The sequence below is a fragment of the Streptomyces sp. NPDC057486 genome (assembly GCF_042802415.1).
In the GTDB taxonomy this organism is placed as follows: Bacteria; Actinomycetota; Actinomycetes; order Streptomycetales; family Streptomycetaceae; genus Streptomyces; species Streptomyces yanii.
In genome coordinates this window covers 48,342-63,200 of record NZ_JBHVEE010000026.1, presented here as the reverse complement: position 1 = coordinate 63,200, position 14,859 = coordinate 48,342, and the positions used below count along the sequence as shown (strand labels likewise).

Genomic DNA, 14,859 nt, shown 5'->3' with positions numbered 1-14,859 from the left:
TTACTGCTGGTCGAGGTGTGGAGCGACATCGGCGGCGAACGCCGCCATCTGATCGGTCAGTTCGCCGCGGCTCCGACTGCGGAACCGCACCTGGATCTGGTGCACCCCCATCGCCCCGTACGCGCGCAGCGACTCGGCGACGACCTCCGGCTTCCCGCTGAGCGTGCGCCGCCCCACGGCCCAGGCCGGCTCCCCCACGTACAGCGGCTCGGTGATGGCACCGACGACCAGCGGCGCCTCGATACCGGCCTCCTCCCGCAATGCCCGCACCCTGGCGATCTGCTGCGGCAGCCGGTCCCTGGGATCCCCCTGCGGCAGCCACCCGTCACCCCGCAGCGCGGCCCGGCGCACGGCGGCGGGCGAGGAACCACCCACCCAGACCGGAACCCGCTCCTGCGCCGGCCGCGGCCGCTGCCCGAGCCCGCTGAACGAGAACCGCTCCCCGGCGAACTCCGGGTACTCCCCCGGCCCGAGCGCCGCGTTCAGCGCGTCGATGGTCTCGTCGAGCACGGCCCCGCGCCCGTCGAAGTCCGCCCCGAGCGCCTCGAACTCCTCCCGCACATGCCCGGCCCCGACCCCGAGGATCAGCCGACCGCCGGACAGATGGTCGAGCGTGGCGTACTGCTTGGCGGTGGCGAGCGGGTGACGCAGCCCGACGACGGCGACATGGCTCATCAGCAGGACCCGCTCGGTGATCCCGGCGAGAAAGGCGAGGGTGGCCACCGGGTCGTACCAGACGGTGCTCATGACATCGGCGAGCCGCCGGGGAATCGCGACGTGGTCGCAGCTCGCCAGATAGGCGAAGCCGGTGCGGTCGGCGGTGCGGGCGATCTCGGCGAGATCGCCGGCCCCGGCCGAGGCCTCCCACGCTTCCGCATAGATCGTGCTCTGCGACTGGACCGGGAGCTGCATCCCGTACGACAGCCGCCCGGTGGGCAGTATCGGCACCGGGTCGCCTCCCTTCCTCCGTGTCCGCCCCGACGGAACTGACGCGTCGCCATGTATCGGGGCGGCTGCCATCGTCGTACCTGACGATGCATCAGACAAGAGAGGGGGAGAAGAACAGCGGATCCGTCACTCCGGCCGGCCGTGGACGGCGTGCCGCGCGTCGTCGAGGCGGTCGAGCGCCCGACCTCGGCAGGTTCGGCGGTGGCGCGCGAGCACGACATGGACGGACCCGCTCACGTGGAGATGGCCGAGCCGGAAGGCAACGAGTTCTGCGTGCTCCGACTCCCGCTCCGTCACTCCGTGCGTGATCCACCGGGCGATGTCTGCACATCGCGGCGGAACAGGGCCGTCCACAGGAACGGTTCACCGAAGTACGGGGACTCGGGCGGTTCGTCGCGCATGCGGCGCAGTTCGACCTCCGTCAGACCGGAGAAGATCCGGCGCAGGGAATCCGGTGTGTAGGCGAGCCCGCCGTGGAGGCCCTTCTGGCGGTAGAACTCCGCGTCCGGGAGTTCGGAGCCCATTGCTCCGGCTGCGAAGCAGGTGAGGGCGAGATGGCCGCCGGGGGCGAGGGCGCGGTCGAGCAGGGCGAGGTAGCTGACGCGGCGGTGCGGCGGCAGATGATGGAAGCAGCCGGAGTCGTGGATCAGGTCGTACGGTCCGCCCAATTCGACCGCGGCGAGGGCGAAGGCGTCACCGCAGCGGAACCGGATGTCGGCACCGGCTTCGCGGGCGCGCTCCTTCGCCCAGGAGATGGCTGCCGGGGAGAGGTCGACGGCGTCCACCTGAAAGCCCAGGGAGGCGAGATGAAGGGCGTTGCGCCCCGGACCGCACCCGAGGTCGAGCGCACGGCCCGGCGTGATCAGGGACCGGTCGAGGTACGAGACCAGGTTCTCGTCCGGCTTCGCCACGAAGAACGGCACGGGCTTCGAACGGTCGGTGTAGAAGCCGTCCCACCAGCCGGCCCCGTCCGCCGTCCAGCGATCGGCCTCCGGCGCGAACAGGCCGTCGAGCAGCTTCAACACGTCGTCGACCGTGCGTATGTTCCGGTCCATCGGATCCCCTTTCACGATGGGGAAACGGTAGGGCTGCGCGACGTAGAAGCCCAGCTCAGAGGCGATCGCGCGGAGTCCCGGACAGCCGTCAGAGAGGCTGCGCGGGGCTGCCGCACCACCACCCCCGCGGCCATGGCCACAGCGTTGCCCACACCCCCGCCGGAGGCCGTCGAGGCGGCATTCCCGATGACGCTCGCGCACGTTTCTGAACGGAATTGCGCGCGGACTCCGTGTGCTGTCCCGCCCCGCGCACACCCCTGTCCCGGCGGTCCTGCCCGCCCCCTCCCGGGGAACGGACGGGACCGCCCACCGGACCGGGGGTCAGCAGTTCGGAATGACCGTGCCGTTGTTGTCGCGCGCCTCGTCGTTGCCCCAGCGTGAGAGGTAGTACGCCGAGACGTACGCGCCGCGACCGTTCTTGCCCGCGTAGACCGTGTCCAGGTCGGTCTTCAGCCACCAGTGGTTGTAGGCACTGCCCGAGCCGACCTGGGCACCCCACACCTTGCAGTAGACGTAGTTCGTGCCCGCGTTCAGTACGCCCTGTGCGTCGACGGTGTTCGCTGCGGCGTAGCCCGTCGCGTTGGCGAACGTGTCCACCCAGTACTTCCCGCCACCGCAACCGTTGTCGCTCGTCAGGTACTTGCTGTAGTACGAGCCCGGGTACGGGGCCAGCGACTGGCCGTTGATCGCGATGGTCTGGCCGACACCGTTGTACAGCTGCTCGTAGTGGATGTGCCCGAAGTCGCGAACGGGCGGCAGCGGTGGCCTACTTCCGGTACAGCGCCTCGATCTCCGCCGCGAAGTCCCGTGCGATGGCGTCCCGCTTCAGCTTCAGCGACGGCGTCAGATGCCCGCGCTCCTCCGTGAAGTCCACCGGCAGCACAGCGAACTTACGGATCGACTCGGCGCGTGAGACCAGGCGGTTGGCCTCGTCGACCGCCCGCTGAAGCGCGGCGTGAAGCTCCTCGTCCGCCACCAGTTCGCCGAGCGGCACACCCTGCTTCTTGCGCATCTGCCGCCAGTGCGCGAGCCCGTCCGCCTCCAGGGTGATCAGGGCGGTGACGAAGGAGCGGTTGTCGCCGACCACCATGCACTGGCTGACCAGCGGGTGTGCGCGCAGCCAGTCCTCCAATGGGGCGGGAGCGACGTTCTTGCCGCCCGACGTGATGATGATGTCCTTCTTGCGACCCGTGATCGTGAGGTAGCCGTCCTCGTCGAGGGCGCCCAGGTCACCGGTGGGGAACCAGCCGCCGTCCAGCGCGGGGACCGGCGCACCGCGTTCGGTGTCCCAGTAGCCGGTGAACACCTGGCCGCCGCTGAGCAGCACCTCGCCGTCGTCCGCGATCCGTACGGCGGTGCCCGGCAGCGGCCAGCCGACCGTGCCGAGTCGTGGTCTGAGCGGCGGGGTGACGGTGGCGGCAGCGGTGGTCTCCGTCAGCCCGTACCCCTCGAAGATCTCGATGCCCGCGCCCGAGTAGAACGCGGCGAGCCGCCGGCCCAGCGGGGAGCCGCCGCAGATCGCGTACCGGACGTGGCCGCCGAGCGCGGCCCGTATCCGCCGGTAGACCAGCGGGTCGTACAGCGCACGGGCTGCTCGCAGCCCCCAGCCCGGTCCGGGTCCGGTGCCGTGTTCGGCGGCCTCGACGGCCTGCCCGTACCGCTGGGCGATCCGCGCGGCCCGGTCGAACGACGAGGCTCGGCCCATCTTCTCGGCGGTGGCCCGGCCGGTGTTGTAGACCTTCTCCAGCACATACGGGATGGCCAGCAGGAAGGAGGGCCGGAAGCCCGCCAGGTCGGCGAGGAGGTCCTCGGTCCGGATGGACGGGGCGTGGCCGAGGCGGACCCGGGCACGCAGACAGCCGATCGCGACCATCCGCCCGAAGACGTGCGACAGGGGCAGGAAGAGCAACGTCGAGGCGGGGTACTTGCTGACCGACTTGAAGACGGGGTGAAGGAGTTCGATGGCGTTGTCGACCTCGGCGAAGAAGTTGCCGTGGGTCAGGACACAGCCCTTGGGGCGGCCGGTGGTGCCGGAGGTGTAGATGAGGGTGGCGGGTGTCCCGGGTTCCAGGGTGGACCGGCGGGCGGCGACGGCGTCGTCGGGGACGTCCTTGCCGAGCTTCTTCAGCCGGCCCAGGGCGCCGGTGTCGAACTGCCAGAGATGGGTGAGATCGCCGAGCTGCTTGCGCTCCTGGCTGATCAGCCGGCCCTGTTCCGCCGTCTCGACGGCGCAGGCGACAGCGCCGGAGTCCTGGAGGATCCAGCGGGCCTGGAAGGCGGAGGAGGTCGGATAGATGGGGACGGTGACAAGTCCGGCGGCCCATCCGGCGAAGTCGAGCAGTGTCCATTCGTACGTCGTGCGGGCCATGATCGCGATCCGGTCGCCGGCCCGCAGGCCCTCCGCGATCAGCCCCTTGGCGACGGCATGCACCTCGTCGGCGAACTGCGCCGCCGTCACGTCCTGCCAGCCGCCGTCGGGTTGCTTGCGGCTGAGGACGGCGTCGGCCGGCGCCTCGCGGGCATTGTCGAAGGGGATCTCGGCGAGCGAGCCGCGCCGTACGGGCGGCGCGAACGCGGGTACGGAGACCTGGCACACGGAACCGTCCGCCGCCCTGATCCTCGTCGGCTCGACCAGGGCGGGTGCGGGGGACGTCACGACGGGTGCGGTGGCGGAAGCGGGCGTGGACACGAGCGGCTCCTCGACTCGGGGGCGGGCGGTGCGCCGGTTCTGTCCGGCGACCGTCTCGTCCTCGGTCGCCGAACGGTCTTGCACAGATCCTCAGCCGCGCCGGGCGACCTGACGCCGGGCGGGCTCGATACGTCAGGGCGTCACGGGCGTTCCAGGATCGCGGTGCCGCAGGCCTGCTGCATGTCGTGCGCGGGGGTGCGCGGGTCGAGCGCCGAGCCGAGGACGGTCTCGCGGGCCGGGTTGAAGTCCCGGCTGCGCTTGAGGACGGCGCCCGCCACGAACTCGCCGACCTGCTGCCCCTGGAGCCCGAACCGCTCGACGAGTCCGTTCGGCGCGGCGGTGAGCATGTCCTGGTTGGAGGCCTGCGCGTACGGGCCGTCGGAGCGCGCGAACGGGATGCGGCTGCCGCCGATGACCGCGACCCGGCGCGGCTGCGGGAGAGCGAGGGGGATCAACTCGACCAACTCATCTCGACCAGCTCCTGACCCTTGAGTAACCTTACTTCGGAGTAAATCTATGACCGAGCAGGAGTCTGGAACAATGGCCGACCGCTATCTGCACGTCACCGGCACAGCGCCCGGCCGATTCCTGACCCGGAAGCTCGGGCTGCCGCAGCCCGCGCGGCTGCGCCGCTGGACGCCGGAGACCCAGTCGCTGGACGGCCCGCTCCTGCATCTCACCGCCGGGGACTCCTCGGTCACGGAGGAGCTCGCGGCGCTCCTCGCCGCGACCGGCCTCCCGGTGACGGACCGCGCCGGGACGGCCGCCCGCCCGGCGGGAATCGTCCTGGACGCGACGGCGGTCGCCACCGCCTCCGGGCTCGGGGACGTGCACGCGGCGCTGCATCCCGTCATACGTTCGTCGGCGCCGGGCGGACGGATCGTGGTCCTCGGGGTGCGGCCGTCGGCCGACGACCATCACCAGGCGGCAGCGCAGCAGGCCCTCGAAGGGTTCGTGCGCTCGCTCGGCAAGGAGATCGGCAGGGGCACCACCGTCCAGCTGCTCCGGATCACGCCGGGTGCGGTCGCCTCGGCCGAATCCACGCTCCGCTTCCTGCTCTCACCCCGGTCCGCGTACGTCAGCGGTCAGGTCGTCGAACTCACCGGCGCCGCGCCCGACCCGGTCACCGACTGGGCCGCGCCGCTCACCGGGCGCACCGCACTGGTCACCGGTGCGGCGCGCGGTATCGGCGCCTCCGTCGCCTCGGTCCTGGCACGGGACGGCGCGCAGGTCATCTGCCTGGACATCCCGCAGTCCGCCGACGAGTTGAAGCGCACCGCCGAGCGGCTCGGCGCGACCGCCCTGCCCCTGGACATCACCGCGGACGACGCCGCCGAACGGATCGCCGCCGCGGCCCCCGACGGCCTGGGCATCCTCGTCCACAACGCGGGCATCACCCGCGACCGGCGACTCGCGAACATGCCCGCCGACCGCTGGGCCCCGGTCATCGAGGTCAACCTCGACAGCGTGCTGCGCACCACGGACGCCCTGCTCACGTCAGGCACCGTCAACCGGGGCGGCCGGATCGTCGCCACCGCGTCCATCGCCGGTATCGCGGGCAACAACGGACAGACGAACTACGCGGCGAGCAAGGCGGGCATCATCGGCCTGGTCCGCTCCCTGGCCCCGCGCGCCGCCGCCGACCACGGGGTCACGGTCAACGCGGTCGCCCCCGGCTTCATCGAGACGAAGATGACCGCCGCGGTTCCCCTTTTCGTCCGGGAGGCGGGCCGTCGCATGAACTCGCTCTCGCAGGGCGGTCTTCCGGTGGATGTCGCCGAGACGACCGCATGGTTCGCCCAGCCCGCGTCGACGGCCGTCAACGGCCAGATCGTGCGGGTCTGCGGCCAGAGCCTGCTGGGGGCGTGACGTCCGATGACGGCTGCTGCCCCTTCCCGGGCCCTGACGGCCTCACTCGTGCGGGGCGCGCTCACCTCCCCGTTCAAGCGTGCCGGCCGGTCCGGCGCCAGGCTCACCGCCGACCGGCTGACGGCCGGGAACGTCCCCGTCGCCCCCGACGCCCTCGCCTCGTACAGCAGGATCTGCGGCTTCCGCGAGTCGGGCACGCTGCCGCTGACGTACCCCCACGTGCTGGGCTTCCCCCTCGCGATGCGGCTGATGACCGGGCACAAGTTCCCGCTGCCGGTCGTCGGGCTGGTCCACACCTGGATCGAGATCACCCGGCACCGGGCGTCACCCGCCACGGACCCGCTCGAACTGACCGTCTACGCAGACGTGTTGACGCCGCACCGCCGCGGCACCGAAGTCACGATGGTGACGGAGGCGCGCACGCACAATGAGCTGGTCTGGGAATCGCGCAGCGGCTATCTGTCCCGTCACTCGACCACAACCGCTGCCGCTTCCACGGCTGCCGGAGCGGCGCCTGCCACCGAGCTCCCCGCCGTCGCCGAGTGGCGGCTCCCCGGCGATCTGGGACGTCGCTACGGGGCGGCGTCCGGTGACCGGAACCCCATCCATCTGTACCCGCTGACCGCCCGACTGTTCGGCTTCCCGAGGGCCATCGCGCACGGCATGTGGACGGTCGCCCGCTGCCTGGCCGAAGCCGACGATCCGGGCCGGATCCGGTCCGTACGCGCCGACTTCAAGGCGCCGGTCCTGCTCCCGGCGACGGTGACGTACGCGGCGGACGGCTCAGGCTCCGCCTTCCAGCTCCGCAGCGGCAGTCGGATCCACCTCACGGGGTCGACGACGCGGGACGGCGGGGGGCCGGATTCGTGACCGGCCGCCGCTACCTCTGACCGGCGGACTTGTTCGGCGGCAGCCACGGGCGGCCGTGCATGAGGTTCTCCAGACCCGCCCAGGCGAAGTTCATCAGCGTGGCCGCGGCCTCCTTTGCCGAGACGCCCGGGGTGTCGTTCGCCCAGCCGGCGAGCGACTCGGCGGCCCCCACGAGGGCCTGCGCCAGTCCCGCCACATCGCGGTCCGGAAGTGCCGGATCATGGTGGGCGTCACGGGCCGCGGCACCGATCAGACCCGTCACGAACGCAACGATCTCGTCGCGCATCACCATGACCTCGGTGGCGAACGGTTCCCCGTGCGTACGCGCCTGCCGGTGCAGCACCGCCCAGCCGTCCGGGTTCTCCGCGGTGTGCGTGAAGAACGCCCGCAGCCCGGCCCACAGCTGCCGATCCGCCGGAAGCCCCGGCTCCACCCCCGATCGCACCGCTGCGACCAGCGCTTTCGCCTCGCGCTTGATGCAGGCGGTGAAGAGCTCCTCCTTGGAATTCAGATACAGATAGACCAGCGGCTTGGACACCCCGGCCAGCTCCGCGATCTCGTCCATCGAAGCGGCCCGGTATCCGCGCTGCCCGAACGTCTGTACCGCGGCGTCCATCATCTGCTGCTCGCGCACGGCACGCGGCATCCGTTTGCTCTTCACAGCACCCACGTCCGACTTCCTCCCGCCCCCACTGTCCTACTCCTCGGTAAGAGTACGGCGCGGCCCCCTGGCCCGTCGTACGAAGAGGACTTCCGCGGCCGCCGAGTGGCCGGTTATACCCCCGACGAAAGTAAGGTCTTCCGGAGCCCGGGATCACCCTGTGGTGGGACGGCGGTTCCCCCCTGCGCGCGATGTTCCGGCACGGCCGGATCCGTAGCGTCTTCACCATGATCAGTCCTCGCAGCCGGGCCACGGCCACGGCGATCGCCCTGGCCGTCCTGCTCGCCGCACCCTCGACCGCCTCAGCCGCCCCGGGTCCCGGAACCCGTCCCGATGCGACCCCCGCGGCACACGCCGCCACCGGATCTTCGCTGGAAGTTCCCCGGCCGACCGGGCCCTACGCGACAGGCCGGGACACCCTGCATCTGACCGACCGGAGCCGTCCGGACCCCTGGGTCCCCGCCGCGGGCGCCCGGCAGTTGATGGTGTCGGTCCACTACCCGGCCCTTCCCGGCAGCGGCACGACGACCGCGCCGTACATGACCACGGACGAAGCCCGGCTGATGCTGGCGTCCCGAGGTCTGGAGGACGTGATCCCCGCGACCACGGTCAGCTCCACCCTCACCCACGCCCGCCTGGCCGCCCGCCCGGCACACGGCCGATTCCCGCTGGTGGTGCTCTCCCCCGGCTTCGGCACTCCGCGGACGACACTCACCGGTCTGGCCGAGGACCTGGCCAGCCGTGGATACGTCGTCGCGACGGTCGACCACGCCTACGAGTCGACCGGCACCGCCTTCCCCGGCGGGCGCCTGCTCACCTGCGCCGCCTGCGAACAGACCGCGACGACGGGCATGGCAGCCGTGGCCACGGGGCGGGCCAAGGACCTCTCCTTCGTGCTGGACCGGCTGACCGGCCGTCACCCTGCCTGGCGTCATGCCCACATGATCGACCCGCACCGGATCGGCATGGCCGGTCATTCCATCGGCGGCAACGCGACCGCCTCGACCATGGCCGCCGACCACCGCGTGCGCGCCGGGGTCGACATGGACGGCACCTTCTTCGACCCGGTCCCTGCCGGCGGGCTCGACGGCAGACCGTTCCTGATGCTCGGCACCGCCTCCGACCACCACCCCGGCGGTGAGGACGGGAGCTGGGACGAGGGCTGGGCGCAGCTGGACGGCTGGAAGCGCTGGCTGACCGTCGCCGACTCCGGCCACTTCACCTTCACCGATGTCCCCGCGCTGGGAGGCCAGTTGGGCATAGTCGACCCCGAAGCGCCGCTCTCCGGCGAACGCTCGATACGGATCACCCGGGACTATGTCGCGGCCTTCTTCGATCTCCATCTGCGGGGCACGCCCCAACCGCTCCTGGACGGCCCGACACCGGACAACCCCGAGGTCGGGTTCCAGCAGCCCTGACCCGCCCCGGACGGGACACGTCACGTCGCACGCGCACGTGGCGCTCAGAGCCCGAGTGCCACGTGCGTGCGGTAGTGGGGGCACCGGGTGAAGTCGTCGTGCTCGCAGTCCAGCGCGCACTCGACCAGGTCCAGCGAGGCCTGTACGGCGGCGATACGGGTGCGCAGCCGCGCCGCCTCACCGACGAGCACCGCCCGACGCTCGGCGGGGTCCGCGGCGGAGACCAGAACCCGGATCGCGTCCAGGCCGAGACCCGCCCGCTTGGCCCGGACGACGACCGCGACCCGGGTGAGGTCCTCCGCACCGTAACGCCGTCTTCCCGCACCGTCCCGCGCGGGCGTCACGAGCCCCACCGCTTCCCAGTGCCGCAGCACATGTGTGGGCAGCCCGAAGCGCGCCGCCGCGTCCCCGATGCTCAGCAGAGTCCCCGCCTCGCTTGACTTCATGCCGACATTAAGTCGCAGCCTGGCGGCCATGGACAAGCCCCGGACCACACCCCCGGCCGCACCCGTGCCGGCCCCCCTGGCCACAGCTCCCACCACCGCGTCCGCCATGCCTCTCGTCGCGCTCCTCGATGCGGCCGAGCGGATCCCGGGCGCCGCCGCGCTCCGGCACCACAGCTACGAACTGCTCCGGGCAGGAGCGGACACCACCGTCGTCGACATCGGCTGCGGGACCGGAACCGCGGTCGCCGAGCTGTCCGCGCGCGGCGCCCGGGCCATCGGTGCGGACCTCGACGCGCGGATGGTCGCCGTCGCCCGGGAGCGGCTCCCCGGCGCGGACATCCGGAGGGCGGACGCGTACGCCCTCCCCTTCCCCGATCACTCCCTGCACGGCTACCGCGCCGACAAGGTGCTCCACGCCCTCACCGACCCCGCTGCCGCACTGCGCGAGGCGCGGCGCGTACTGATCCCCGGCGGGCGGGCCGTCCTCATCGGACAGGACTGGGACACGTTCGTCATCGACTCCGACGACCCCGCACTCACCCGTGCCGTCGTGCACGCGCGGGCCGGCACCGTACCGAGCCCCCGGGCCGCCCGCCGTCAGCGGAATCTGCTGCTGGACGCAGGGTTCGAGGACGTCGTGGCGGAGGTGCGTACGGCAGTCCTCACCGACGCCGCGGCGCTGCCGATGCTCACCGGACTGGCAGAGGCGGCCAGGGACACGGGCGCCCTCACCGCCGCGGAGGCCTCGGCCTGGACCGCGGACCAGCGCGCACGCGCCCGAACCGGGCGGCTGTTCCTCGCCCTCCCCCTCTTCGTCGCGGCGGGCACCGCTCCCTGAGGTGCCGGTCCACGCGCGCACAACGGCGAGCGCCCCCGGTCCGTCGACGGACGGACCGGGGGCGCTTCGCGGAATCTGTGGTCGTACTACGCGGCGACCGGCACGCTCACCTGCTGCTCCGCGTCGCGCACCTCGATGTCGTCGATCGGGGAGGACGAGGCCGAGTGGTACGCGTCGAGGTCGAGGATCTTCTCGCGGGCCGACACGATCACCGGCACCAGGGCCTGGCCGGCCACGTTGGTGGCCGTACGCATCATGTCCAGGATCGGGTCGATGGCCATCAGCAGACCCACACCCTCCAGCGGCAGACCCAGCGTCGACAGCGTGAGAGTCAGCATGACCGTCGCACCGGTGAGACCGGCGGTGGCCGCCGAGCCGATCACCGAGACGAACGCGATCAGGATGTAGTCACCGACACCCAGCTGCACGTCGAAGATCTGGGCGATGAAGATCGCCGCCAGCGCCGGGTAGATCGCGGCGCAGCCGTCCATCTTCGTGGTCGCCCCGAACGGGACGCTGAAGCTCGCGTACTCCTTCGGGACGCCGAGACGCTCGGTGACCTTCTGGGTGACCGGCATCGTGCCGACCGAGGAGCGGGAGACGAAGGCCAGCTGGATCGCGGGCCAGGCGCCCTTGAAGAACTGAACCGGGTTGACCTTGGCGACGGTGGCGAGCAGCAGCGGGTACACGCCGAACAGCACCAGGGCGCAGCCGATGTAGACATCGGCGGTGAACGTCGCGTACTTGCCGATCAGGTCCCAGCCGTAGTCGGCGATCGCATAGCCGATGAGGCCGATGGTGCCGATGGGAGCCAGGCGGATGACCCACCACAGGGCCTTCTGGAGGAGCTCCAGGATCGACTCGCTCAGCGTGAGGATCGGCTGGGCCTTCTCGCCGAGCTGGAGCGCGGCGATACCGGCGACGGCGGCCATGAAGACGATCTGCAGGACGTTCAGCTCGGTGAACGGGGTGATCACGTTCTCCGGGATGATGCCGGTCAGGAAGTCGAGCCAGGAGCCCGCACCCTCCGGCAGCTTGCCGTCCTTCGGGGTCAGACCGGTGCCCGAACCCGGGTTGGTGATCAGACCGATCGCAAGGCCGATGGCGACCGCGATCAGCGAGGTGATCATGAACCAGAGCAGCGTGCGGGTGGCCAGCCGGGCGGCGTTGTTGACCTTGCGCAGGTTGGTGATCGACACCAGGATCGCGAAGAAGACGAGGGGCGCGACGGCCAGCTTCAGCAGCTGGACGAAGATGTGGCCGACCTTGTCGAGCGTGGTGTAGAGCCAGTTGATGTCCTGGCTGCGGGCGAGCCACCCGAGCAGCACGCCGAGGACGAGACCGGCGATGATCTGGGCCCAGAACGGGACCTTGGGTATGCGGAAACCGGAGCCGGACGGCTTGCCGGTGCCGGCGGTGGCGGACGCGGGATTCGCGGACACGGACACACTCCTGACGTGACGCATCGGGGCGCACGGGAACGAGACGGGGGACGGGGATGCGGCGCCCGCGTCAGGGGCGGCGCCGCTGCATGGTGCCGGTTCGACGTAGCGGCTAACAGACCGCGGACATACAGCGGCAGAGATCGACATGCAGGCGCGCCACGAGCGGAATGCTCGTAGAACGGCGGGGGCGCACAGCTGTCTTCATGTCGAACACGTTAACACTTGAACTTTGAGAGCCTCAAAGGTCTTCTTTGGGGAAACCATGACCCGCCCGGCCCCGGGGAACGGCGAAACCCCAGTACATGAGCGGGAAGCTCGGTACTGGGGTTCCGAAGAAAATCTTTACAGGTGTGAGGAACCTTACGTATCCCTTACCTGGCCCTCACATCGCCCTCACGGGCTCCACGCGCCTCGCTATGCGACGCCGTCCTCCTGGTCCTGGTTCGCCGCCAGCCGCGCCTTGGCACGGTCGATCCTGGGGGCGATCTGCGCGGACATCTCGTCGCGCTGCTTGCGCAGCAGGACGTAGCTGAGGGGCGCGGAGAGAAGCAGGGCCAGCAGGATGATCCAGATGGCGTTGGACCCGCCGAGCCCGGAGGGCAGCAGACCGTAGGTGACAGCCACGGCAACGACGGCGAGGCAGCCGACGAAGATGCTGAGGCGCATCAAGGTGTACCGGATCGTTGCGCTCGGCTTGGCAGCGGACACGGCTGGCCTTCTCTCTGGGTACGACAATCCTGCCCGACCAGTGAAGCATGCCCCGAAATCGATCGCTTCGGCGGGCAGGAACAGCCGACGGATCCCTGTGGTCAGTCCAGCGGGAGCAGCATGATGATGTCGTCGCGGTCGTCCCCGTCGGCGACCCGGATCGCGCCCGGCACCCGTCCGACCTCCTTGTAACCGCACGACATGTAGAAACGGTCGGCGCCGGTGCCGCCCCGGCAGGTCAGCCGGATCGCCTCGATGCCCTCGAACCCGCGGGCCGCCTCCGCCACGGCGGACATCAGACCGCGACCGTAGCCCTTGCCCTGGTGCCGGGGGTGGACCATCACCGTGTAGATCCAGAGCCAGTGGGTCATCAGCCGGTGCGTGTTGTGGGTGAGGAAGGCGGTGGCGGCGACGGCACCCTCCTCGTCGTACCCGACCAGCAGCCGGGTGCGCCCCTCGGCCATCGAGACGAGATGCTTGACCAGTTCGGGCCGGATCTCCTCGGTGGTGACGGGCGGTATGAAGCCGACGGCTCCGCCCGCGTTGGAGACATCGACCCAGAGCGCGATGATGCCGTCCCGCAGCGTGCCGTCGAACTTGGGGTCGAGCTCAAAAGTAAGTGCCATGACGGCAGATTACCTATTACCGAATGGGTGGCCCAAGAACCGTCCAGTACGCGAGAAAGCCCCGGCCGGGGACGGCGGCCGGGGCTTTCGTACGGAGCGGTACGCAGGGACGTGCCGGGCGTCAGACGCGCATCGGCTGCGGCGCCTCGCGACGGTCCGCGTCCGGCCCCGGGTACTCGCGGATGATCTCGTACCGGGTGTTGCGCTCGACGGGGCGGAAGCCCGCGTCCCGGATCAGGTCCAGCAGGTCTTCACGGCCGAGCTTGTTCGGCGTGCCGTAGTTGTCCGCGTCGTGCGTGATCTTGTACTCGACGACCGAGCCGTCCATGTCGTCCGCGCCGTGCTGCAGCGCGAGCTGGGCGGTCTGCACGCCGTGCATCACCCAGAAGACCTTGACGTGCGGGACGTTGTCGAAGAGCAGACGCGAGACCGCGAAGGTCTTCAGTGCCTCGGCGCCGGTCGCCATCGTCGTCCGCGCCTGGAGCTTGTTGCGGACCTTGCCGTCCTTCATGTCCACGAAGTCGTGCTGGTAGCGGAGCGGGATGAAGACCTGGAAGCCACCGGTCTCGTCCTGCAGCTCGCGCAGTCGCAGCACATGGTCGACGCGGTGACGCGGCTCCTCGATGTGCCCGTACAGCATCGTCGCCGGGGTCTTCAGACCCTTCTCGTGCGCGAGGCGGTGGATGCGCGACCAGTCTTCCCAGTGGGTGTCGTGGTCCACGATGTGCTGGCGGACCTCCCAGTCGAAGATCTCCGCGCCGCCACCGGTCAGCGACTCCAGACCGGCCTCGATCAGCTCGTCGAGGATCTCGGAGGCGGAGAGCCCGGAGATCGTCTCGAAGTGGTGGATCTCGGTGGCGGTGAACGCCTTGAGGGAGACCTGCGGCAGGGCTTCCTTCAGCGCGCTGAGGGAGCGCGGGTAGTAGCGCCACGGGAGAGTGGGATGCAGCCCGTTGACGATGTGCAGCTCGGTGAGATTCTCGCCCTCCATCGCCTTCGCGAGGCGGACGGCCTCCTCGATGCGCATCGTGTACGCGTCCTTCTCGCCCGGCTTGCGCTGGAACGAGCAGTACGCGCACGAGGCGGTGCACACGTTCGTCATGTTGAGGTGCCGGTTGACGTTGAAGTGCACGACGTCACCGTTCTTGCGCGTGCGCACCTCGTGGGCAAGGCCGCCGAGCCAGGCCAGGTCGTCCGACTCGTAGAGGGCGATGCCGTCCTCACGGGTCAGCCGCTCCCCCGCGCGGACCTTCTCCTCCAGCTCGCGCTTGAGCCCAACATCCATG

Annotated in this window: 13 protein-coding genes and 2 pseudogenes; 4 read left to right on the top strand and 11 right to left on the bottom strand. The window is 70.5% G+C overall.

Annotated elements, in window-relative coordinates; genetic code table 11:
* The 5 genes and pseudogenes from ACFU6I_RS15180 to ACFU6I_RS15160 all read right to left on the bottom strand — a co-directional run.
* The gene (locus ACFU6I_RS15180) at positions 1-948 is read right to left on the bottom strand and encodes an LLM class F420-dependent oxidoreductase (protein WP_384365851.1); all 948 of its coding nucleotides are present in this window, start codon (positions 946-948) and stop codon (positions 1-3) included.
* Between the two features lie 293 nt (positions 949-1,241).
* On the bottom strand, positions 1,242-2,003 hold the full coding sequence (locus ACFU6I_RS15175; RefSeq protein ID WP_384365848.1) for a class I SAM-dependent methyltransferase: 762 nt from the start codon (positions 2,001-2,003) through the stop codon (positions 1,242-1,244).
* Positions 2,004-2,324: 321 nt separating this feature from the next.
* A pseudogene (locus ACFU6I_RS15170) lies at positions 2,325-2,738 on the bottom strand (M23 family peptidase); the annotation flags it as partial.
* A 31-nt stretch (positions 2,739-2,769) separates the two neighbouring features.
* Positions 2,770-4,692: an AMP-dependent synthetase/ligase gene (locus ACFU6I_RS15165; RefSeq protein WP_384365906.1), complete on the bottom strand. Its 1,923-nt coding sequence runs from the start codon at positions 4,690-4,692 to the stop codon at positions 2,770-2,772.
* Positions 4,693-4,847: 155 nt separating this feature from the next.
* Positions 4,848-5,156, bottom strand: a pseudogene (locus ACFU6I_RS15160) (acetyl-CoA C-acyltransferase); the annotation flags it as partial.
* A gap of 76 nt (positions 5,157-5,232) precedes the next feature.
* Here ACFU6I_RS15160 and ACFU6I_RS15155 point away from each other — a divergent pair.
* Both ACFU6I_RS15155 and ACFU6I_RS15150 read left to right on the top strand, forming a co-directional pair.
* Positions 5,233-6,561, top strand: a complete 1,329-nt coding sequence (locus ACFU6I_RS15155) for a 3-oxoacyl-ACP reductase (RefSeq protein WP_384365903.1) — start codon at positions 5,233-5,235, stop codon at positions 6,559-6,561.
* 6 nt (positions 6,562-6,567) lie between these two features.
* Positions 6,568-7,431: a MaoC/PaaZ C-terminal domain-containing protein gene (locus tag ACFU6I_RS15150; RefSeq protein WP_384365845.1), complete on the top strand. Its 864-nt coding sequence runs from the start codon at positions 6,568-6,570 to the stop codon at positions 7,429-7,431.
* 10 nt (positions 7,432-7,441) lie between these two features.
* Here ACFU6I_RS15150 and ACFU6I_RS15145 read toward each other — a convergent pair whose 3' ends face one another.
* Complete coding sequence (locus ACFU6I_RS15145) at positions 7,442-8,077, bottom strand: TetR/AcrR family transcriptional regulator (protein ID WP_384365900.1); 636 nt, start codon at positions 8,075-8,077, stop codon at positions 7,442-7,444.
* Between the two features lie 242 nt (positions 8,078-8,319).
* Here ACFU6I_RS15145 and ACFU6I_RS15140 point away from each other — a divergent pair, with 242 nt between their 5' ends.
* Positions 8,320-9,510: an alpha/beta hydrolase family protein gene (locus ACFU6I_RS15140; protein WP_384365842.1), complete on the top strand. Its 1,191-nt coding sequence runs from the start codon at positions 8,320-8,322 to the stop codon at positions 9,508-9,510.
* A 44-nt stretch (positions 9,511-9,554) separates the two neighbouring features.
* On the opposite strand, the gene ACFU6I_RS15135 is transcribed toward ACFU6I_RS15140, so the two are convergent.
* Positions 9,555-9,956: a MerR family transcriptional regulator gene (locus ACFU6I_RS15135; RefSeq protein WP_384365839.1), complete on the bottom strand. Its 402-nt coding sequence runs from the start codon at positions 9,954-9,956 to the stop codon at positions 9,555-9,557.
* A 28-nt stretch (positions 9,957-9,984) separates the two neighbouring features.
* Between ACFU6I_RS15135 and ACFU6I_RS15130 the strand changes: the two genes are divergently transcribed.
* The gene (locus ACFU6I_RS15130) at positions 9,985-10,794 is read left to right on the top strand and encodes a methyltransferase domain-containing protein (RefSeq protein WP_384365836.1); all 810 of its coding nucleotides are present in this window, start codon (positions 9,985-9,987) and stop codon (positions 10,792-10,794) included.
* An 86-nt stretch (positions 10,795-10,880) separates the two neighbouring features.
* On the opposite strand, the gene ACFU6I_RS15125 is transcribed toward ACFU6I_RS15130, so the two are convergent.
* From ACFU6I_RS15125 to mqnE, 4 genes are all read right to left on the bottom strand, one after another.
* Positions 10,881-12,236 (bottom strand): dicarboxylate/amino acid:cation symporter, encoded by a 1,356-nt coding sequence (locus ACFU6I_RS15125; protein WP_384365833.1) that lies wholly within the window; start codon positions 12,234-12,236, stop codon positions 10,881-10,883.
* Positions 12,237-12,653: 417 nt separating this feature from the next.
* Positions 12,654-12,947 carry a DUF4229 domain-containing protein gene (locus tag ACFU6I_RS15120; RefSeq protein ID WP_384365830.1) on the bottom strand — a complete coding sequence of 98 codons (294 nt, stop codon included), beginning with the start codon at positions 12,945-12,947 and terminating at the stop codon, positions 12,654-12,656.
* A 101-nt stretch (positions 12,948-13,048) separates the two neighbouring features.
* Complete coding sequence (locus ACFU6I_RS15115) at positions 13,049-13,573, bottom strand: GNAT family N-acetyltransferase (protein ID WP_345517587.1); 525 nt, start codon at positions 13,571-13,573, stop codon at positions 13,049-13,051.
* A 121-nt stretch (positions 13,574-13,694) separates the two neighbouring features.
* Positions 13,695-14,858 carry an aminofutalosine synthase MqnE gene (gene mqnE / locus ACFU6I_RS15110; RefSeq protein ID WP_384365827.1) on the bottom strand — a complete coding sequence of 388 codons (1,164 nt, stop codon included), beginning with the start codon at positions 14,856-14,858 and terminating at the stop codon, positions 13,695-13,697.
* Position 14,859: the final 1 nt, after the last annotated feature.